Raw genomic sequence first — 20,812 nt, 5'->3', positions numbered from 1 at the left:
TAAGAACATAACAGGAACAAGACGGATTGGAGAACGCCATGGCGCAGCACGCCCTGGCGCGCGAGCGGCTTTTTGCGCTCCGCGAAACCATCGCCAGACTGGAGGGGAAGCCCGCGCCGGCGCTTGCGGCAGCAGAGCGGGAAGCCCTGGCGGAAGGCGGCAAGACGCCGCAGAGAGCCATTCTGCCGCCCCTGGCGTTTGGGGTGGAATGTCTTGACGAGGCGCTGGAAGGCGGGCTGCCGCTCGATGCAATCACCGAATTCCGCTCCGCTCTGTCTCGTGACGCAGGTGCGACAAGCGGGCTGGCGATGGCCGTCGCCGCGCGGCTGCAGAAACAGGAAGCGGATGCCGGCAGGTTTCTGCCGTTGCTCTGGATCGGCGATGCTGTCGGCACGCTGGAGGCAGGTCGTCCTTATGTTCCCGGGTTTCGGGATTTCGGACTGAGCCCGGAGCGGTTTCTCCATGCCGCGCCACGCAAGCTGGACGAGGCGCTCTGGCTGGCGGAGGCGGCGGTCGAAAGCGCTGCTTTCTCGGCCGTCATCTTCGAAGTACGCGGCAATCCCGCCCATTTCGGCCTGACCGAAAGCCGCAGGCTTAGCCTTCGGGCGCATGCTGCCCGCCATCCGCTCTTTCTTGTCCGCCAGGCCGGGGCGGAGGAGGCGAGCAGTGCGGCTTTCCGCCTGCATGTCGAACCGGCTCCATCCGGTCTGCGGCCGTTGCCGGATGGATCGAAGCTTTCCGGCAGCATCGGCAATCCGATTTTCCGTCTCACGCTGGAGAAGAGCCGCAATCCGGCCCCGCTCTCCTTTCTTCTGGAGTGGAACCCCCATGAACGCCAATTTCTCCCGGTCGCAGAACCAAACCTCGTTCGTCCTCCAGGCGAACAGTCAGCGCATTCTGGCGCTCAGCTTCCCACATCTGCCAACGGACCGCATCGCCCGCCGGCGATGGGGGCTCTCCTGGCGTTCGAAAGGGCGTCCTGAGACCCCGCCCATCGTCTGTTCCGGCAAGCTCAACAATGCCATGCGGCTGACGGCCCTGGATGAGCTCGCCGAAGGGCTGGGGCTGAAGAAGGAGCAGGGCGTTGCCGAAGCGCGTGCGATGTATCCAACGCTCGAGGTGGCGGAAGAGGATCCGGCCGCCGACCGCCGGCTGCTGGAAGCAATTGCCGATTGGTGCGACCGTTATACGCCGCTGGTGGCGTTCGACGGCAAGGACGGGCTGTTTCTCGACATTAGCGGCTGCGCCCATCTCTTCGGCGGTGAAAAGGCTGTCCTCAAGGATGTGCTGGCACGGCTTTTTCATATGGGCTTCGATGCGTGCGGCGCGATCTCATCGTCGCCAGGCCTTTCCTGGGCCGTGTCGCGCTTCGGGCAAGGCGGCGTGATCGAGGACGAGGAGACGGAGCATGTGCTGGTGTCCCTGCCGGTTGCAGCCTTGCGGCTGGAAGGACAAACCGTCGATGCGCTGAAGAAGCTCGGCCTGAAATATGTCGGCGACGTCATCGGTGCGCCGCGAGCGCCGCTGACCCGCCGGTTCGGCCCGGGACTGCTTCTGCGTCTCGACCAGGCGCTGGGACGTGAAGAGGAGCCGGTCTCGCCCCGGCGCCCGGTTGCCAGTCTCTCGGCCGAAAGCCGCCTGATCGAACCTATCGGAACGGAAGAACAGATCCTTGCCGTCACCCGGCAGGTCGCCCTCTCGCTGCAGCCGTCGCTGGAGGCACGAGGGGTGGGCGGGCGAATGTTCGAACTGGTTCTGTTTCGCGTCGACGGCAGGGTCTTTCGGATCAGCGTCGGCGCTTCGCAGCCGCTTCGCGAGCCGAAGTTCATCGCCGGGCTTTTTTCCGAGCGATTGCAGGCGGTCTATGACGATCTCGATGCCGGCTATGGTTTCGAAATCCTGCGGCTGAATGTGTTGCGGCATGATCCCTTCAACGAAGCGCAGGCCGATTTCGAAGGCGACCGCCAGGGGGAGATCTCGCTGTCGGCCTTCGTCGATCGGGTCTCGGCCCGGCTGGGGGCGGATTGCCTGCAAAGTTTCCAGCTTCGCGAGAGCCATGTGCCGGAACGCGCCGTCATCACGGTGCCTGTGATAGATAGTCCTCCCGGGCGGAAGGCGGCTGGGGATAGCCGACTTCCTTTCCGCGAAGAACGTCCGCTGCGGCTTTTTGCAACGCCGGAGCCGGTCGAGATCATGCTTGCCGAGGTGCCTGATGGTCCGCCGCAGGTTTTCCGCTGGCGGCGAATGCAGCATCAGGTGGCAAGAAGCGAAGGCCCGGAACGGATTGCCATGGAATGGTGGATCGATGGGGATGACGCCGAGGCGCGTGACTATTTCCGCATCGAGGACGAGACCGGGCATCGCTTCTGGATCTATCGTCGCGGTTTTTATGGCGGGGAATTCGATCCTCGCTGGTTCATGCATGGGGTATTTGCATGAAGCGCGAAGCCGCATTCTTCGAGATCGGCGCGAGAACGAATTTTTCGTTTCTCGAAGGCGCTTCCAGTCCGGAAGAGATGGTCGTGCAGGCAGCCCATCTCGGGCTCGGCGGTCTTGGGATTGCGGACCGGAATTCGGTTGCCGGGGTGGTCAGGGCGCATGCACAGGCGCTGCAGCTCGAGGAGAGATACAGGAACAGAGACGCGATCATGGCCCAGGCGGAGAGGGAGGGGAAAAAGGAAAAGATTGTCGATCCCATCCGGATCCAGCCGGGCGCCCGGCTGGTTTTCTCCGATGATACGCCCGATACCCTCGCCTACCCCCGCAACCGGCGGGGCTGGGCAAATCTTTGCCGCCTTCTCAGCGCCGGCAATCTGAAGGAGGAAGCGGTCAAGGGAGACTGCATTCTGACGGAAGCGGAATTGATGGAATGGGGGGACGAGATGATGCTTGCCCTCGTTCCCGATCGCACTCTTGTCGAGAACCAGGCCGGGCAGTCGGCACTGGAGGATTATCTGGAGCGGTTTCGCAGGCGGTTCGGCAAGGCTTTTTTTATGGCGCTGGCACCAGCCTATGACGGCCGCGACAGGCAGGTCTTTGCGGTGCTTGCCATGCTTGCGACACGAAACCGCCTGCCGCTGATTGCTACCAACCAGCCGCTTTACCATCATCCCGAGCGCCGGCCGCTTGCCGATGTCGTGATCGCGATCCGGGAGCATGTGGAGATAGCGCAAGCCGGATTCCTGCTGGCGCCGAATGCCGAACGCTACCTCAAGGATTCACGTGAAATGGCCCGGATCTTCCGGGATTATCCGGCTGCGATCGAAAACACCCGGGCTTTCTTCGGCAAGCTCGCCTTTTCGCTGACGGAGCTGGAGCATAATTATCCGCCTGAAAACGATCCCGGCGAAACGCCGCAGGAGACCCTGGAAAGGCTGACGAGAACAGGAGCTGCAAAACGCTATCCCGAGGGTATCCCGGAAAAGGTGGCAAAGCAGATCGATTATGAGCTGAAACTCATCGGCGACAAGAAGTATGCTTCCTACTTCCTGACGGTTCACAGGATCATCCGGCACGCCCGTTATGAGCTCAAGGTCTTGTGCCAGGGGCGCGGATCGGCAGCAAATTCGGTTATCTGCTATTGCCTCGAAATAACGGAAGTCGATCCGCAAAAGAGCACGCTGCTCTTCGACCGCTTCATTTCGATGGATCGCGACGAACCGCCTGACATCGATGTCGATTTCGAACATGACCGGCGTGAAGAGGTCATCCAGTACATCTATAAAACCTACACAAGAGAACATGCCGGGCTGACGGCTGGTGTGACCACCTACCGCACCCGTTCGGCCGGCCGTGAGGTCGCCAAGGCCTTCGGGCTGTCGGAGGATGTCCAGTCGGCGATCAGCAGCCTCGTCTGGGGCTGGTCGGAGGACAATCTCTCGGAACGGGATGCCAAGGCGGCCGGCCTCGATATCAAGGATCCCGTGACACGCAACGTGCTGAAATATGCCTCCGAGCTTCTCGGTTTTCCCCGCCACCTCACCCAGCATGTCGGCGGCTTCGTCATCACGCGGGACCGGCTCGACGAAGTGGTGCCGATCATGAAGACGGCAATGCCGGATCGCTACATGATCGAATGGGACAAGGACGACCTCGACAACGTCAAGATCCTCAAGGTGGATGTGCTGGCGCTCGGCATGCTGACCTGCCTGCGGAAGGCTTTTTCGCTGCTTGAACTGCATTACGAGGTGAAGAAGACGCTCGCAGACCTCGGCAACAGGGAGCATGGGGACGAAGGCAAACCGGTTTACGCGATGATGGGCCGGGCCGATACGCTCGGCGTCTTCCAGATCGAGAGCCGGGCGCAGATGAGCATGCTGCCGCGTCTCAAGCCGACGGTGTTCTACGACCTCGTCATCGAGGTGGCGATCGTCCGGCCGGGGCCGATCCAGGGCGATATGGTGCATCCCTATCTGAAGCGCCGGGAGCAGCGGGCGAGGAATATTCCGATCGAATATCCAAGCAAGGAGCTGGAAGCGGTTCTGGAAAGAACCCTCGGCGTGCCGCTGTTCCAGGAACAGGCGATGCAGATCGCCATCACAGCCGCGGGCTTCCAACCGGCGGAAGCCGACAAGCTTCGCAGGGCGATGGCGACCTTCAAGAGAACCGGTACGATCGGCAATTTCGAGAAGCGGTTCATCGAGGGAATGGCCTCGAAGGGTTATGCCGAGGAATTCGCGAAGCAGTGTTTCAACCAGATCAAAGGCTTTGGCGAATATGGTTTTCCGGAAAGCCATGCCGCCTCCTTTGCGCTGCTCGTCTATGCCTCCTCGTGGCTCAAGGCCTATTATCCCGACGTCTTCTGCGCGGCGATGCTGAACTCCCAGCCGATGGGGTTTTATGCGCCGGCGCAGCTGGTGCGGGATGCGCGCGAACACGGGGTCAAGATCCTGCCGGTCGACATCAACGAATCCGACTGGGATTGCAGCCTGGAAGAGGCCGTTTTCGATCCGGATGCCGTCGATTTCCGCCACCGTGAGATGCGCGAGATTATCAAGGCCCGGCATGCGGTGCGGCTCGGCTTTCGGCAGATCAAGGGTGTCTCGGATAAGGAGATGGAGCTGCTCGTCGAAAATCGGGGCAAAGGGTACGGTTCCGTTCGGGATCTCTGGCTGCGGTCCGGCTTGCAGAAATCCGTCATCGAGCGGCTGGCGGATGCGGATGCGTTCCAATCTCTTGGATTGTCACGGCGCGACGCGCTCTGGGCGGTGCGGGCGCTGGATGTGAAGAGCGCGGCCGAGGAGCTGCCGCTTTTCGAGCAGGCCCGTCATGTCGATCTCCAGGCTGAGCCTATAACCCATCTGCCGGAAATGCTTCCGGGAGAGCAGGTCATCGAGGACTATCGTTATCTCTCGCTGTCGCTGAAGGCGCATCCCGTCTCATTCCTGCGGGAGGAGCTGCAAAGAATGGGCATCACCCGCAATGTCGATCTGTTGAAGGTGGCGAACGGAAAGAGGGTGACGATTGCCGGCCTCGTGCTGGTGCGACAGCGGCCGGGTTCGGCCAAGGGTGTGATCTTCATGACGCTGGAGGACGAGACCGGCGTTGCCAATGCGATCGTCTGGAACAAGATATTCGATACATACCGCTCGGTTGTGATGGGCGCCCGGCTGGTGAAAATCCGCGGCCGGCTGCAAAGCCAGAGCGGCGTGATCCATACTGTCGTCGAGCATATCGAGGACATGACGCCGGCGCTCGGGATCCTGCAGCGCGAGGCCCGGCGTTTCGGCGTTTGCGAGCGGGCAGACGAGGTGCTGAGGCCGGGTGGCGATCAGCGGCAGAAAAAGCTTGCGCAGGCGCAGGAGAGGGCGGAGCTGGAAAAACGGATGATTGCCGCAGGTAAGAATTCGGGCGCAGCGGAAACCGCCGAGGTGATGCCGCGCGGCCGCAACTTCCATTAAAATGCGACGCACGGATCTGGACCGCGTGGCGCGCCTCCACCTGCCTCGTGGCGTCATCATCCTGGAAGCACTGCATAATCTCGGAGAATAGGCATCGGATTGCCATTCAGGCATCGCGTTCAATGATTCGCGGCTCGAATTTTTTCTTGACAGTCATCATCTTCTTTAGCAGAAAACACGATAGTCAGTGTCATGTTTGGAATGAAGACGTGCTTGTCTGCAGCTGCAATTACATAACCGACAAGGAAATCCGAGAGGTTATCACCAACCTTCTCGATGAAGACTGTTGGCAGCTTATCGTGCCGGCCAAGGTCTATCACGCCATGGAAAAGCGCGGCCGTTGCTGCGGCTGTTTCCCCAACGTCGTCGACATCATTATCCAGACGACCGAGGAATATCATGCCCGTCGTCACTCGACGGAGACTGAAATATTTGATTTCATGTCCCGCTTGAAACAATTCCATGAGGAAAACAGGAGAGCGGACATTGAAAGGCGACAAAAAGGTCATCGAGCGGCTTAACGAGGCGTTGTTCCTCGAGCTCGGGGCGGTCAATCAATATTGGGTTCATTATCGGCTTCTCGAGGACTGGGGCTACACCAAGCTCGCCAAGAAGGAGCGAGCCGAATCGATCGAAGAGATGCATCATGCCGACCGGCTTGTTGCACGCATCATTTTCCTTGAAGGCCATCCCAATCTGCAGACCCTTGCGCCTTTGCGCATCGGCCAGAATGTCAAGGAAGTGCTGGAAGCCGATCTTGCCGGCGAATATGACGCCCGCGCGGCCTATAAGAAGTCGCGCGATATCTGTTACGAAGCCGGCGATTACGTTTCCATGAAGCTCTTCGAAGAGCTGTTGATGGACGAGGAAGGCCATATCGACTTCCTCGAAACGCAGCTCGAGCTGCTTGGGAAGATCGGCGAGAGCAAATACGGCCAGCTCAACGCCGATTCCGCCGACGAAGCCGAATAAGATTCGAACGAAAACCGGCCGCTCCGGCGGCCGGTATTGCGCAGCTGATCTCATCGGGCGCAAACCCGTGCGGTCATCCCGGACCGATCAGTCTTCCGATTGCAATGCCGCCAGATGCTCGAATTCGGCGACCACCTGATCGTAGACGGAGCGCTTGAAGGGAACGATCAGGCCCGGCAGCTCCCGCATCGGCTTCCATTCCCAGGCATCGAATTCCGGCGCGTGACCGCCGGGCGGCGGGTTGATGGCGATCTCGCTGTCGCTGCCCTCGAAGCGGAAAGCGAACCAGCGCTGTGTCTGGCCGCGGAATTTCCCCTTCAGCCCGATGCCGAGCAGAGCCGGCGGCAGGTCATAGTTGATCCACTCTCTGGCTTCGGCAAGCAGGGTCACCGTCTTCATGCCGGTCTCCTCGTAGAGCTCGCGGTAGGCGGCATCCAACGGGTCCTCGCCCTTGTCGATGCCTCCCTGCGGCATCTGCCAGAGCTGCGGCGAGCCGTCATATTCCGAATTGCCGTCGGGAATGCGCCGCCCGGCCCAGACCAGCCCATCGCGGTTCAGGATCATCACGCCGACGCAGGGGCGGTAGGGCAGATCCTCGGCTTTTACGGTCGCCTGGCTCATCGTCTTCTCCGTTCGGCAATCTCTTCCGGGATTGCCTCTCAAGGGTTCCGGGGGTCGGTGGAAAGGGCGGCGACGCCGACGATTTCGATGCCGCGCATCGCAGCCTCCTCGCTCCATTTGGCGATGGCGTCGACACTTTCATCGAACGCCGAAGCGACGCCGATCGCCTGGCCGTTCTTGCGGGCGATACGCTCGAGCTCGTCGAGCTTTTTCAGGACGGCGTTGATATCGAGCTGGCCGTCGAGCTGCAGGTCGGCGAAAGCATAGGGAAGCTCGGTTCCCTTGGCGACATCAGCCGTCTTCGACTGCGCCGACGTGCCGTCGTCGAGGAACAGCAGGCCGCGCTTGCCGATATCGCGCATGACGGGCTCCATGGCGTTGGAGTCCGAGAGGAAACGGCCGCCGAGATAATTCATGACGCCGGTATAATTGGTGATCTCGCCCATCGCCTTGTGCAGGTTCTCGATATTGCGGGCGGGCGACTTCGTGGTCAGCAGCGTTTCCGGGCCGGGATCATTTGCCGGGTAATCAAATGGCTCGAGCGGCACCTGCAGCAGAATCTCATGGCCGCCGCGGCGGGCCTCCTGCATCCAGCGCTGCAGGCTGTTGCCGCTGGCGGCAAAGGCGAGGGTGATTTCCTCCGGCAATTCGGCAATGGCGCGCTGCGTCCCGGTCTGGCTGAGCCCGAGGCCGCTGACGACGATGGCGATGCGCACACCGCGCGCGCCGGACGAGGGGCGGGCATATTGATCCATCGGGCGGCGGCCATCCGCGCCGACGATCGGCAGCCTGCCGAAAGGGGTGTCTTCGAGCAGCGCTTCATTCGGCTGCGCCGCCATGCGCGGATCCTGGCCGATCTGCATGGCGTCGACCAGCACCGGCCCGCTGCCGTCGCGCGGGCGGGGACTGTATTTGGTAACGACCGAGCCGTCGCCGGTGACCATCTGTTCGACATTGGCGCCCGAGCGCGGTTCGGCGCGAGGCATGCCGTCGGCCGGCTGGTTGGCAGCTGTCGTCGGCGGCTGAATTGGATTGGCCGGTGTTGCGGCTTGTTCGGCCGCTGGCGGTTTGGCGCGTTCGAGCCCATCGCCGCGAAACGCCGTATAGAGCGAAAAGCCGCCTATCGCGAACAGACAAAGACTGGCGGCGATGCGGCCAAGGCGCAGAACACCCGGGCGCCGATTGCCGGCTTTGCGGTTGCGGCCCAAAGGCGCATGCAGGTCCGTTCCCAATTTTTCACCCGCTCCAAAACCGGGAAACAGCAGAAAGGGTCAAGGCCGGGCGACATGCCCGGCCTTGAGGTGAGAATTACTTGGCGACGACGGCCTTGTCCGGGTTCGGCGGGAAGGCCGGATCGGTCTTCTTGCCGCGCAAGAGATCGAGCGCGTAGTTCAGCTGAACGTCGTCCTTCGGGTCCGGCGGCACATAGGCGACGGAGCCCGAACCTTCGTCGGTCTCGCTCTGGCCCTTGATATGGCCGCGCAGGCTGGATTCGCCCTCGGTCACCATCTTGCCCTGCAGTTCCTGCGGCAGCGGCTCATCGACCTTGATGTCGGGGGTGATGCCGGTGCCCTGGATCGAGCGGCCGGACGGCGTGTAGTAGAGCGCCGTGGTCAGGCGCAGCGCGCCGTTTTCGCCGAGCGGGATGATCGTCTGGACGGAACCCTTGCCGAAGGAGCGGGTGCCGAGAACGGTGGCGCGACGCAGATCCTGAAGAGCGCCGGCGACGATTTCCGATGCGGAAGCCGAACCGCCGTTGATCAGCACGATAACCGGCTTGCCATCCGTCAGGTCACCCGGGCCGGCATTGAAGCGGCGGGTTTCATCGGGATTGCGGCCGCGGGTCGAAACCACTTCGCCGCGCTCCAGCAGCGCATCGGAAACGTTGATCGCCTGGTCGAGCAGGCCGCCCGGGTTGAGGCGCAGGTCGAGGACATAACCCTTCAGCTTGTCGGCCGGAACGGTGTCCTTGATCTTCTTGATCGCCTTTTCCATGTCGGGATAGGTCTTCTCGGTGAAGGAGATGATGCGGAGATAACCGACATCGTCCTCGACACGCGACTTGACGGCCTGGACGGCGACGACATCACGAACGATCGTCAGCTCGATCGGCTTGTCGGCGCCCTTGCGGATCAGGGTCAGCTTGATCGGCGTGTTGACGGCGCCGCGCATCTTCTCGACGGCGTCTTCCAGCTTCAGGCCGCGCACCGACTGGCCGTCGATCTCGGAGATATAGTCGCCGGCGAGAACGCCGGCCTTGGCGGCGGGCGTATCGTCGATCGGGGTGATGACCTTGACGAGTTCGTCTTCCATCGTGACTTCGATGCCGAGGCCGCCGAACTCACCCTTGGTCTGGGTGCGCATGTCCTCGGCGTCCTTCGCATTCATGTAGCTCGAATGCGGATCGAGCGACGACAGCATGCCGTTGATGGCGTTTTCGATCAGCTTGTCTTCGGCCGGCGGCGTCACGTATTGCGCACGCACACGCTCGAAGACGTCGCCGAAAACCGAAAGCTCCTTATAGGTCGAGGATCCGGCCGCTTCTGCCGGCACACCGGCCGAGTAAATGACGCTCATGGCGGTCGCACCCATCAATGCGCCGACCAGAACAAGAGAAGCCCTACGAATCATTGCGTGCCTTTCCAGTGTCTTTGGCGGTCCACCATGGTCGGGAATCGACCGGTTTACCGTCTTTTCGAAATTCAATGTAAAGCGTTGGCCGGTCCGTTTCCAGCGCCAATGCAGTTGCGCTTGCCACTCTTTTTGCGCCCATCACGGCGAGTGGCTCGCCGGAGAAAACGAATTTCCCCTGGCGGGTATTGATCGTCTCCATTCCCGAGAGCACCAGGTGGTATCCATCGCCGGTGTCGAGAATGATCATCTGGCCGTAACTGCGGAAAGCGCCGGCGAAAACCACCAGGCCATCGGCAGGCGCCGTCACCACCGTTTCCGGATTGGTGGCGACCGTCATGCCCATGGCTTCATGCCCGGTGCCGTCGGCATCGCCGAACTGGCGCAGGATATCGCCCGCAACGGGCACCTCCAATTTCGCCTTCAATTCTCCGAAGGGATATGCGGGGGCAATGCGGTTTTTATCGGGCACGCCACTGTCGGCCAGGGCCTTGGCCTGGGCGCGCTGCTCGTCGGTCATCAGCTTGCGGTTTTCCTCCGCCTGGCGGGCGGCCGCGGCGGCATCTCGCACCGAAGCGATCTCGGATTCCATCGAGGCGACAAGGCCTTCAAGGCTGGTCGCCTTGCCGGCCAGTTCCTCGGAGCGCTTTTTCTCGGCCGCCAGTTCGGCGGCATTGCTGCGGCTGAGCTTGTCGTTTTCGGCAAGCAGCAGATCCATGCGCCGCTCTTCCTCGATGCCGTTGGTCATCGTCGCCGTCAGGCCGGCCTTCTCGGCCGCACTTGCGGTCTGCAATGCGGCGAGGTTTGCCAGGTCGGCGGCAAGCTTGTCGGTCTCCTTGCGGATGCCGGGCACGACGGCGCCGAGCAGGATGGCGCTGCGCACCGAGGCGAGCGCATCATCGGGGGTGACGAGCAAAGCCGGCGGCGGGTTGCGGCCCATGCGCTGGAGCGCTGCCAGCACCTCGGCCAGAAGGCCGCGGCGTTCGTGCAGCGAGCGGCGGATGCCATCCTGCTTGACGCCGAGATCGGCAAGCTTCTTCTCGCTTTCGAGGATCTGCCTGTCGAGCGTCTTGCGGCGGGCTGCCGACTCGATCAGCGCCTGGCGGATGCTTTGCGTGCTCTTGTCGAGATCGGCGATGCTCTGTTGAAGCGCACTGACCTTATCGGAGGAGAGGCTGATTGACTTCGACAGGGTTTCGAGTTCGGCGCGGGTCTGGTCGCGTTTGACGGCCAGTTCGGCGGCCGGATCGGGCGGCGCCGGCGCGGCTGGCACCTGAGGCGGCGCGGATTGCGCCGCCTCGGGTGCGGCATCCTGCGCCCGAACGGTGAAGGGATTTGCCGAAACGGCAATCACCGCCACACCGACACCGGCCGCGATAGCCGGCAGGATGATGCGGTGTCGCCTGGTTGCTGTTGTCGTCATGCGGGTTCGGGCACTTTCTCAAATCGCGCGGAGACTAAGCTGATTTGACACGCTTTGCCAGAACGTTCGAAGCAGAACGGGCCGGCGGCTCAACACGGCTGCGTGACAATGCGACGCATCAGACGCGGTGATAGGGGTGACCGGACAGAATGGTGACGGCGCGATAAAGCTGTTCGGCGATCAGCGTGCGCACGAGCTGATGCGGCCAGGTCATCTTGCCCAGGCACAGCGTGGCGTCGGCGCGGTCATAGAGGGAGGGATCGAGGCCGTCGGCGCCGCCGATGGCGATGGTCAGCTCGCGTTTGCCCTGGTCGCGATAGGAGCCGAGCAGGTTTGCGAAGGCTTCGCTGTCGAGCGCCTTGCCGCGTTCGTCGAGAAGAATGAGGATGCTGCCATCGGCAAGCGATTTCAACAGCAGCGCCGCTTCCTCGCGTTTGCGGGTTTCCGCATTGGAGGCACGGCTTTCGGCAACTTCGGCGACACGGGCAAGTTCGAGGCCGACGGCGGGGCCGGCCTTGGCGAAACGGTCGAAATAGCGGGCCGCAAGATCCTTTTCGGGGCCGGATTTCAGCCGTCCCACCGCAAAAAGACCAATGCGCATTCTTCCGCTCCCCGCTGATGCGGCACATCGGGCGCGCGAGGCGCCACCGGCCGGCTTCTCAACATTTCCGGCCAGCCAATGCCACATTTCAGGCGCCGGACAAATGCCGGCCGGCTGTCAGTGCCGTGTTTCTTCATCCATATCCGGAGCCGCCCACATCTTTTCGATGTTGTAGAACTCGCGGATTTCCGGGCGGAACACATGCACGATAATGTCACCGGTGTCGATCAGCACCCAATCGCCGCCTTCCTGGCCTTCGACGCGGGCCGTGCCGAGGCCGTCGTCCTTGAGGTCGGTGAGCAGATGATCCGAGATTGCCATGACATGCCTGTTCGAGCGCCCGGAGACGACGATCATATAGTCTCCCAGCGCCGATTTTCCGGCAATGTCGATGGTGACGATATCTTCAGCTTTGGAGTCCTCGAGGCTGGCGAGGACGGTTTCTAGGGCGCGGGCGGCGGCATCGGCGCCACGTTCCGCACTCTTCGGGATAACGGCGAGCGTTTTTCCCTTGGCGTGTACTGTTGTCAGTTTTTTCCCTTTCCTGGAATGACAAACCATGCACAACACGAGATCCGATCGAGACCGGATCATGGTTAAGATAGGCATCAAACCATTAATGTTTCAAGACGTGCTAAGATACAGAACGGCTGAAAATCCGATCCGGCGTCCGATTTGAAGAATATTGCCACTCGGGCTGCTTGTACGGGCGGTGTACAGTTTCCATGCCGCAGCGTAAAGTGCGGCAAATTCCACGATCTCCGGATTCAATGACCGACTCAGCCGCAAAAAACCTCGTGCCCGTCCTGCGAATCAGCTTCCCGGACGAAGATCGGCTCGGCCACGGCAAGATGGAACTCTTGGAACATATCCGCGCGACCGGATCGATCTCGGCGGCGGGGCGGGCGATGGACATGTCCTATCGGCGGGCATGGCTGCTGGTCAGCGAGATGAACCGGATGTTCTCGGAGCAGGTGGTGGAATCGCAGCGCGGCGGACAGAAGGGCGGCGGCGCGGCACTGACGCCGTTCGGCGAAGAATTGCTCGAGCGTTTCCGCCGGATGGAGCAGACGATGCGCGAAAGCCTCGCCGAGGATCTCGCTTGGCTCGAAGCCAAACGCAGCCTGTAGGGACGCGCCGATCAGGCCTCGAGCGCAACCGTCTTGATGACGGCGAAGACGGTCTTGCCGGGGCGAAGATCGAGGCGCTCGCAGGAGAGCATGGTGATGCGCGCAAGAATGGCATCGCCGCCGCAATCGATGCGGATTTCGACCGTTCCGTCTTCGTCCGACAATATCGCTTCGATCCTGCCTTCGAGAATGTTCAGCGCGCTCAGCCCCTCGGGTCTTGTCGTCGCCAGCATGACGTCGCGCGACGGAATGCGGATGCGCACCGGTCTGCCGGGCGCGAGTGCCGCGCTCGGAATATGCAGCCGGGAGGATTTCAGCGCGACGGTCGACAGGCGATGACGCGCGTCGAAGCTTTCGACCGTGCCTTCCAGCAGCGCGCCCGCCTCTTTCCGGTCGGCCGCCGCAGAGGGGCGGCTCAATATGTCGACGGCCGGGCCTGTCGCTTCCACCTTGCCGTCGCTGAGCACGACCACCTGGTTTGCCAGCCGCGCCACCTCGGCGATCGCATGGCTGACATAGACGATCGGGATATCCGTCTCGTCGCGCAGTCGCTCGAGATAAGGCAGGATCTCGGCCTTGCGGGCCTCGTCGAGGGCGGCGAGCGGCTCATCCATCAACAGCAGGCGCGGGGCGGAGAGCAGAGCGCGGCCGATGGCGACGCGCTGCTTCTCGCCTCCGGACAGTTTTGCGGGGCTGCGCTCCAGCAGCGGCTCGATGCCGAGCAGGTCGACGATGCGATCGAAGCTGTCGCCGCGTGCCGCTCTCGCCGCGAACCACCTGCCATAGGAGAGATTGGCGCGAACGCTGAAATGCGGAAAGAGCCGGGCCTCCTGGAAGACATAACCGAAGCGGCGGCGATGTTTCGGCACAAAGGTGCCGGCTGCGGTTTCGGTCAAGGCTTCGCCGTCAAGGACGACGCGACCCTCGTCCGGGCGGGCGAGGCCGGCGATGATGCGGATCAGCGAGGTCTTGCCGGAGCCGGAGCGGCCGAACAGCGCGGTGACGCCGCGCTCGGAGGTGAAAGCGGCGTCCAGCGAAAAGGTGCCAAGCCGCTGCTTTGCTTCGACGATCAGCGTCATTCCGGATCGATCCTCCGGCCGGCGAGACGGGCGAGGCATTCGGAGGCGAGCAGGGCTGCCATCGATATGATGATGGCGACGAGCGTCAGGCGCAGCGCGCCGGCATCGCCGCCCGGCACCTGGGTGAAGGTGTAGATCGCTGCCGACAGCGTCTGGGTTTCGCCCGGGATATTGGAGACGAAGGTGATCGTCGCGCCGAATTCTCCCATCGCCTTGGCGAAGGACAGGATCATGCCGGTGATGATGCCGGGCAAGATCAGCGGCAGGGTGATCGTCAAAAAGACCCAGGCAGGACCGGCGCCGAGCGTTCCGGCCGCCTCCTCCAGCTTGCGGTCGACCGCTTCGATCGACAGGCGGATGCTGCGCACCATCAGCGGAAAGGCCATGACGGCGCAGGCAAGTGCTGCACCCGTCCAGCGGAAGGAAAGGACGATGCCGAGATACTGGTCGAGCAGGCTGCCGATCGGGCCGCGGCGGCCGAACAGGATGAGGAGAAGGAAACCGGTGACGACCGGAGGCAGGATCAGCGGCAGATGAACAATGCCGTTCAGCACCGCCTTGCCCCAGAAGCGGCCGCGGGCGAGCAGCAGGGCAACGAGAATGCCGAAAGGCAGGCTCGCCAGCATGGCGACGATCGAGACGCGCAGGCTGAGCAGGATCGCCGTCCATTCCTCGTTGCTCAGGCCCAATATGTTCAAATGCGGTGGTCTCCATGAAATCCAAGGCACGCTGAAGCGACCCGAGACCAGCCCCTCATCCGCCCGCCGGCACCTTCTCCCCGCTTGCGGGGCGAAGGGAATGTGCCGCGACGCCTTCGTCCCTTACCCACCTCTCGCAGGGCACGTCCCCTCGCCCCGTTTACGGGGAGAGGGTTAGGGTGAGGGGCAACCATCCGCACGAAGCAGCCAGAGTAGTGGGTCAGTAGCCTTGACTGACGCTAAGCTGTCGCCCCTGAATCCGCAATCATCTCAACGTCTCGATCACTTCAGAATGGTGAAACCCTGCGCCGTGAAGAAGGCGGCTGCCTTGTCGGATTTCAGGAAGTCGAGATAGGCCGATGCGTCCGGGTTCTTGCTCGAAGCCAGGATGGCGATCGGATAGATGATCGGCGGATGGGAATCGGCCGGGAAGGTGCCGACGACGGCGACACCCTTATCGGCGGCGGCATCCGTCTGATAGACGATGCCATAGGGCGCTTCGCCGCGGGAGACGAGGGCCAGGGCGGCGCGGACGCTTTCGGCGCCGGCGACCTTGGTTTCCACCGACGTCCAGACGCCGAGTTTTTCCAGCGCGGCCATGCCGTATTTTCCGGCCGGAACCGATTTCGGTTCACCCATGGCAAGCTTGCCGTCACCCAGCAAACCAGCGAGATCGAAATCCTGCTTGATCTCGACGGGCTTGGCCTTGTCCTTTTCGGCAACCAGCACGATCCGGTTTCCGAGCAGATCCGAACGGCTGTCGGCCTTGATCAGGTTCTTCTTGGCGACGTAATCCATCCAGTCGCGGTCGGCCGAGATGAAGATATCGGCGGGGGCGGCGTTTTCGATCTGCTTGGCCAGCGCTCCGCTCGCCGCATAGGAGGCGACGGCTTCCTTGCCGCTTTCCTTGGCCCAGGCGGCATTGGCGGCATCGAGCGCGTCCTTGAGGCTCGCCGCCGCAAAGACGGTCAGCTTTTCGGCGGCGGCGGCCGGCGCTGCAAACGCCGCTGCGCCAAGCCACAGGGCCGATATCGCGGCGGTTGCCAGTTTCATCCATTGGCGGCGGTTCTGCATGATTTACTTCCCCAGAGTTCGAAATATTGCGACGAATATAACGGGCGGTGCGGTTTGGCTAGGGGATATATCCAGGAAAATATAACCGTAGAGGAGTGCTGCGTCGCATTCTCGATGCGCATGGCTTGGATCTGAAACGGGATCTCTTGGACGGAAATATCCGGCCGGCATTCTGCAAAGCGCAAGGCTCCCGGAGCCGGCGCCACGCACCGATGATTTATGCTGATAAAAACGTCACTTCCGGCGCGATTCTCCCGCACAGGCTTGCAATCGTTGCATTGCTGCAATGCAACAATCAATCTTCACCTTCGTGCGGAATCTGATAAAACATACTTATCGAAACGGCTTTCTCCTCCTCCCATAGCCGTTCGACAGGGTCGGCAACACTCCTCCTCCCAGTTGTCGATCGAGTTTATAAGCCCGACGGATCCTCCCCCGTCGGGCTTTCTCGTTTTCCAACGTTCTTGAAATTTATTCGACTTAGTCGTGCGACGCGCCGTTGCGGATTGCCGTCGAGCTCAGGCCGGAGCGCGGCCCGTGGATGAAGGTCCAGGCTGGCGCCGGTTTCTTCCAGAGAACCCGGGCATCATCCTCGTCGACACGAGCGAAATCGAAGGTCCTCGTCATCTTCGAGGAGAGGTAGGAGAGCGTCGCGCCCGGCCGGTCGATCACCGCGATCGGGAAGGTGCGGGCAATCTCCTGCCATTTCTGCCATTTGTGAAAGGTCTGCAGGCTGTCGGCGCCCATGATCCAGATGAAATGCACATGCGGATTGCGGGCCTTGACGCGGGCAAGCGTGTTGGCGGTGTAGCTGACGCCGAGCGCCTGTTCGAAGGCGGTGACCTTGATGCGCGGATCGGCGGCAATGCGCTCGCTTTCGGCAATGCGCTCGGCAAGCGGTGCGAGCGCATTGCGGCTCTTCAGCGGATTGCCTGGCGTGACCATCCACCAGAGCTGGTCGAGGCCGAGCCGCTTGAGCGCGATCTCGGCGACCAGCGCATGGCCCTGATGCGGCGGATTGAACGAACCGCCGAACAGGCCGACGACCATGCCGCGTTCGCTGTGCGGCATGCGGAGATAGTGCCGGTCCACATTTTCGATCAGCACGTCAGGCTCGGTTGTCACGTCAGGGCCGCGTCTGTCCGGCGCCGTGCACCCGATATTTGAAGGAGGTCAGCTGTTCGACGCCGACGGGGCCGCGGGCGTGCATCTTGCCGGTGGCAATGCCGATCTCCGCCCCCATGCCGAACTCGCCGCCATCGGCAAATTGCGTCGAGGCATTGTGCAGCAGGATCGCCGAATCGACCTCGGTGAAGAACCGCGCGACGACCTCGGGGTCCTCGGCGATGACAGCCTCGGTATGGTTCGAGGAATAGGTCTGGATATGAGCGATGGCGCCGGATATGCCGTCGACCACGGCCACCGAGATAATCGCGTCGAGATATTCGGTCGACCAGTCCTCCTCGGTTGCCGGCTTCAGGCCGGGGACGACCTTCAGCACCGTCGGCGACGCGCGGACCTCGCAGCCGGCTTCGGTGAGAACCTCGAGCAGCGGCGTCAGATGCGTGCCGATTGCGGCGCCATCGACGAGCAGGGTTTCGGCCGCGCCACAGATGCCGGTGCGGCGCATCTTGGCGTTGACGACGATCTTCTTCGCCATCTCGATATCGGCCGAGCCATCGATATAGATGTGGCAGAGGCCTTCGAGATGGGCAAAAACCGGCACGCGGGCCTCGTTCTGCACCCGGGCGACCAGGCTCTTGCCGCCGCGCGGCACGATGACGTCGATTGCGCCGTCGAGGCCGCGCAGCATGGCGCCGACGGCGGCACGGTCGGTGACCGGCACGAGCTGGATCGCATGCTCCGGAAGCCCTGCCGCTTTCAGGCCCTCGACCATGCAGGCATGGATAGCCTGCGATGAGCGGCGCGAGTCCGAACCGCAGCGCAGGATCACGGCATTGCCCGCCTTGAGGCAGAGCGCGCCGGCATCGGCGGTGACGTTGGGGCGGCTTTCGAAGATGACGCCGATGACGCCGAGCGGCGTGCGGACGCGCTCGATCTTCAGGCCGTTCGGCCGGTCCCAGGCGGCGATGACTTCGCCGACCGGATCGGCAAGGGCGGCGATGGCGCGGATGCCCTCGGCCATCTCGGCAATGCGCTTGTCGTTCAGCGTCAGCCGATCGACGAAGGAGGCGAGCATGTCGGAGCCTTCGATATCCTTCAAATCCTTGGCGTTTTCGGCAAGAATCTCAGCCTTGTTCGCCAGGATCGCGTCGGCCATGGCGTTCAGCGCGCGGTTCTTCGCTTCGGTGGAGGCAAAGCCCAGCGGTCGCGCTGATGCCTTTGCCTTGCGGCCGATGTCGTTCATCAGCACGTCAATGTCAGGGCCTAGCGCAACGGTATCAAGCATAGCTCGCGTCCTTCTTCTGCCTTTCCGATTTCGAACCGATCGGCGCGGTCATCACCATGTCGTCGCGATGGACCATGGCGGCGCGCCCGGCATAACCGAGGATGGCCTCGATCTCCGCCGATTTGCGGCCGGCAATCCGGCGGGCGTCGTCGGCGTCGTAGCTGACAAGCCCGCGGGCGATCTCGCGGCCTTCAGAGCCGATGATCGCCACCGTGTCGCCGCGGCTGAAGAGGCCGGAAACATTGCGCACGCCGGCGGGAAGCAGGCTCTTGCCGGCCCCGAGAGCGGTGACGGCGCCGTCATCGACATGCAGTTCGCCGGCCGGCTGCAACTGTCCGGCAATCCAGGTCTTGCGAGCCGTGACGGGCGTTCCCGAAGGGGCGAACCAGGAGGAACGGGCGCCGTTTTCGATCGCCGACAGCGGGCTGTCGGTTTTGCCGGAAGCGATGATCATGGCGCAGCCCGATGTCGTGGCGATCTTGCCGGCATCGATCTTGGTGCGCATGCCGCCGCGCGACAGTTCGGAAGCAGCACCCCCGGCCATCGCCTCGATCTCCGGCGTGATTGCCGAAATCGTCTCCAGGAAGGTGGCGTTCGGATCGAGATGCGGCGGGGCGGTATAGAGGCCGTCGATGTCGGAGAGAAGGATCAACAGGTCGGCGCCGGTCATCGTCGCGACGCGGGCGGCCAGCCGGTCGTTGTCGCCATAGCGGATTTCGCTGGTGGCAACCGTGTCGTTCTCGTTGATAATCGGCACGGCGCCGATCTTCAAAAGCTGATTGATGGTGGCGCGCGCATTCAGATAACGGCGGCGCTCCTCGGTATCGCCGAGCGTCAGCAGGATCTGGCCGGCAACGATCTCGTCGCGCGACAGGCTTTCCGACCAGGCGCGCGCCAGCGCGATCTGGCCGACGGCGGCGGCCGCCTGGCTTTCTTCCAGCTTCAGCGCGCCGGAGGGCAGATCGAGCACCGAGCGGCCGAGCGCGATTGCGCCGGAGGAAACGACGAGCACGTCGATGCCTTTGGCCTTCAAGCCTGCAATATCGGCGCACATGGCGTCGAGCCAGGCCTTCTTCAGCCCGGCCTTGCGGTCGACCAGCAGCGCGGAGCCGATCTTGATGACGACGCGGCGGTAGCGGCCAAGCGGCTTACGGCTGGTCATCGGCCTCATCCTCACCCTCATCGGTGACGACCATGTCGCGATGCCTGAGCTTCGGCACCTTGGCCGGTTTTTCCTCGGCATTTTCCTCGACGATGATGTCGCGCAGCGCCCGCAGGACTTCGGTCATGCCCTTGCCGGTGACGGCCGAAATCAGGAACGGTGTCTTGCCGCAGGCCTTGGCCAACTCCTTGGCCTTCTTCTTCAGCTCGGCATCGTCGAGCACGTCGATCTGCGACAGCGCCACGATCTCCGGCTTGTCGGTCAGGTCGTTGCCATAGGCTTCGAGCTCGTGTTTGACCGTCTTATAGGCTTTGCCGACCTTTTCCTCCTGGGCGGAGACGAGGTGCAGCAGCACCCGGGTGCGCTCGACATGGCCGAGGAAACGGTCGCCGATGCCGACCCCCTCATGGGCGCCTTCGATCAGGCCCGGAATGTCGGCAAGGATGAATTCCCGCTCGTCGATGGTGGCGACGCCGAGATTGGGATGCAGCGTGGTGAAGGGGTAGTTGGCGATCTTCGGCCGGGCACGGGTGACCGATGCCAGGAAGGTCGATTTGCCGGCATTGGGCAGGCCGACAAGGCCGGCATCGGCAATCAGCTTCAGCCGCAGCCACAGGGTTTTTTCCTCGCCCGGCAGGCCGGGATTGGCCCAATCCGGCGCCTGATTGGTCGAGGTCTTGAAATGGGCGTTGCCGAAGCCGCCATTGCCGCCATGAGCAAGGCAATAACGCTGGCCTTCGACGGTGAGATCGCAGATCAGGGTTTCCCGGTCTTCCTCGAAGATCTGGGTGCCGACAGGGACCTTCAGCGTCACGTCGCTGCCATTGGCGCCGGTGCGGTTCCGGCCCATGCCGTGGGTGCCGATCGTCGCCTTGAAATGCTGCTGGTAGCGGAAATCGATCAGCGTGTTGAGGCCGTTGACGGTCTCGACCCAGACATCGCCGCCGCGTCCGCCATCACCGCCGTCGGGGCCGCCGAACTCGATGAATTTCTCGCGCCGGAAGGAGACGCTGCCCCCGCCGCCGTCTCCGGATCGGATATAGACCTTTGCTTCGTCGAGAAATTTCATTTTACTTCCAGTACCGGTGGCAGTTGGACGGCCCGTCTTGGC

19 protein-coding genes are annotated in these 20,812 nt (G+C 62.7%); 6 read left to right on the top strand and 13 right to left on the bottom strand.

What is annotated here, in order from left to right; all coding sequences use genetic code 11:
• Positions 1–38: 38 nt before the first annotated feature.
• The 5 genes from GGD57_RS29250 to bfr all read left to right on the top strand — a co-directional run bounded on the left by GGD57_RS29250 (position 39) and on the right by bfr (position 6,872).
• Entirely contained in the window at positions 39–983 is a 945-nt protein-coding gene (locus tag GGD57_RS29250; RefSeq protein ID WP_246713690.1) for an ImuA family protein, read from the top strand.
• Entirely contained in the window at positions 895–2,439 is a 1,545-nt protein-coding gene (locus GGD57_RS18135) for a Y-family DNA polymerase (RefSeq protein WP_348645987.1), read from the top strand. The genes GGD57_RS29250 and GGD57_RS18135 overlap by 89 nt, the downstream gene beginning before the upstream one ends.
• Positions 2,436–5,900, top strand: a complete 3,465-nt coding sequence (locus GGD57_RS18130) for an error-prone DNA polymerase (protein WP_184471707.1) — start codon at positions 2,436–2,438, stop codon at positions 5,898–5,900. Before GGD57_RS18135 ends, GGD57_RS18130 begins: the two co-directional genes overlap by 4 nt.
• A gap of 122 nt (positions 5,901–6,022) precedes the next feature.
• The gene (locus GGD57_RS29245) at positions 6,023–6,421 is read left to right on the top strand and encodes a (2Fe-2S)-binding protein (protein ID WP_246713688.1); all 399 of its coding nucleotides are present in this window, start codon (positions 6,023–6,025) and stop codon (positions 6,419–6,421) included.
• The gene (gene bfr / locus GGD57_RS18120; RefSeq protein WP_085738762.1) at positions 6,387–6,872 is read left to right on the top strand and encodes a bacterioferritin; all 486 of its coding nucleotides are present in this window, start codon (positions 6,387–6,389) and stop codon (positions 6,870–6,872) included. The genes GGD57_RS29245 and bfr overlap by 35 nt, the downstream gene beginning before the upstream one ends.
• A gap of 87 nt (positions 6,873–6,959) precedes the next feature.
• Here the strand turns inward: bfr and GGD57_RS18115 are convergent, their stop codons facing one another.
• The 6 genes from GGD57_RS18115 to rsfS all read right to left on the bottom strand — a co-directional run bounded on the left by GGD57_RS18115 (position 6,960) and on the right by rsfS (position 12,709).
• On the bottom strand, positions 6,960–7,493 hold the full coding sequence (locus tag GGD57_RS18115; protein ID WP_184471705.1) for an RNA pyrophosphohydrolase: 534 nt from the start codon (positions 7,491–7,493) through the stop codon (positions 6,960–6,962).
• 38 nt (positions 7,494–7,531) lie between these two features.
• The gene (locus tag GGD57_RS18110; protein ID WP_184471704.1) at positions 7,532–8,725 is read right to left on the bottom strand and encodes a divergent polysaccharide deacetylase family protein; all 1,194 of its coding nucleotides are present in this window, start codon (positions 8,723–8,725) and stop codon (positions 7,532–7,534) included.
• Between the two features lie 76 nt (positions 8,726–8,801).
• Positions 8,802–10,124 (bottom strand): S41 family peptidase, encoded by a 1,323-nt coding sequence (locus GGD57_RS18105; protein ID WP_085738759.1) that lies wholly within the window; start codon positions 10,122–10,124, stop codon positions 8,802–8,804.
• Positions 10,114–11,517, bottom strand: a complete 1,404-nt coding sequence (locus GGD57_RS18100; RefSeq protein ID WP_184471788.1) for a peptidoglycan DD-metalloendopeptidase family protein — start codon at positions 11,515–11,517, stop codon at positions 10,114–10,116. The genes GGD57_RS18105 and GGD57_RS18100 overlap by 11 nt, the downstream gene beginning before the upstream one ends.
• Positions 11,518–11,665: 148 nt before the next feature.
• Positions 11,666–12,148: a 23S rRNA (pseudouridine(1915)-N(3))-methyltransferase RlmH gene (gene rlmH, locus GGD57_RS18095; protein ID WP_184471703.1), complete on the bottom strand. Its 483-nt coding sequence runs from the start codon at positions 12,146–12,148 to the stop codon at positions 11,666–11,668.
• A gap of 117 nt (positions 12,149–12,265) precedes the next feature.
• A complete protein-coding gene (rsfS, locus tag GGD57_RS18090; protein WP_010069136.1) occupies positions 12,266–12,709 on the bottom strand; it encodes a ribosome silencing factor in 444 nt (147 codons plus the stop codon).
• Positions 12,710–12,918: 209 nt separating this feature from the next.
• Here rsfS and GGD57_RS18085 point away from each other — a divergent pair, with 209 nt between their 5' ends.
• Complete coding sequence (locus tag GGD57_RS18085; RefSeq protein ID WP_184471702.1) at positions 12,919–13,278, top strand: winged helix-turn-helix domain-containing protein; 360 nt, start codon at positions 12,919–12,921, stop codon at positions 13,276–13,278.
• Positions 13,279–13,289: 11 nt separating this feature from the next.
• Here the strand turns inward: GGD57_RS18085 and modC are convergent, their stop codons facing one another.
• The 7 genes from modC to obgE form a co-directional block, all read right to left on the bottom strand.
• Positions 13,290–14,357, bottom strand: a complete 1,068-nt coding sequence (gene modC, locus GGD57_RS18080; RefSeq protein ID WP_184471701.1) for a molybdenum ABC transporter ATP-binding protein — start codon at positions 14,355–14,357, stop codon at positions 13,290–13,292.
• Positions 14,354–15,055: a molybdate ABC transporter permease subunit gene (gene modB, locus GGD57_RS18075; protein ID WP_184471700.1), complete on the bottom strand. Its 702-nt coding sequence runs from the start codon at positions 15,053–15,055 to the stop codon at positions 14,354–14,356. Before modB ends, modC begins: the two co-directional genes overlap by 4 nt.
• A gap of 282 nt (positions 15,056–15,337) precedes the next feature.
• Entirely contained in the window at positions 15,338–16,129 is a 792-nt protein-coding gene (gene modA / locus GGD57_RS18070) for a molybdate ABC transporter substrate-binding protein (protein ID WP_184471699.1), read from the bottom strand.
• A 480-nt stretch (positions 16,130–16,609) separates the two neighbouring features.
• Complete coding sequence (locus tag GGD57_RS18065) at positions 16,610–17,200, bottom strand: nicotinate-nucleotide adenylyltransferase (RefSeq protein ID WP_246713692.1); 591 nt, start codon at positions 17,198–17,200, stop codon at positions 16,610–16,612.
• A 55-nt stretch (positions 17,201–17,255) separates the two neighbouring features.
• Positions 17,256–18,539: a glutamate-5-semialdehyde dehydrogenase gene (locus GGD57_RS18060; RefSeq protein WP_184471698.1), complete on the bottom strand. Its 1,284-nt coding sequence runs from the start codon at positions 18,537–18,539 to the stop codon at positions 17,256–17,258.
• Positions 18,532–19,701, bottom strand: a complete 1,170-nt coding sequence (gene proB / locus GGD57_RS18055; RefSeq protein WP_184471697.1) for a glutamate 5-kinase — start codon at positions 19,699–19,701, stop codon at positions 18,532–18,534. The genes GGD57_RS18060 and proB overlap by 8 nt, the downstream gene beginning before the upstream one ends.
• Positions 19,688–20,770 carry a GTPase ObgE gene (obgE, locus tag GGD57_RS18050; RefSeq protein WP_184471696.1) on the bottom strand — a complete coding sequence of 361 codons (1,083 nt, stop codon included), beginning with the start codon at positions 20,768–20,770 and terminating at the stop codon, positions 19,688–19,690. Before obgE ends, proB begins: the two co-directional genes overlap by 14 nt.
• Positions 20,771–20,812 lie beyond the last annotated feature (42 nt).

Origin of the sequence: Rhizobium esperanzae, assembly GCF_014197615.1 — a bacterium.
In the GTDB taxonomy this organism is placed as follows: domain Bacteria; phylum Pseudomonadota; class Alphaproteobacteria; order Rhizobiales; family Rhizobiaceae; genus Rhizobium; species Rhizobium esperanzae_A.
Note: the sequence above shows the minus strand (reverse complement) of the source record. Positions and strands in the feature narration are given on the sequence as shown.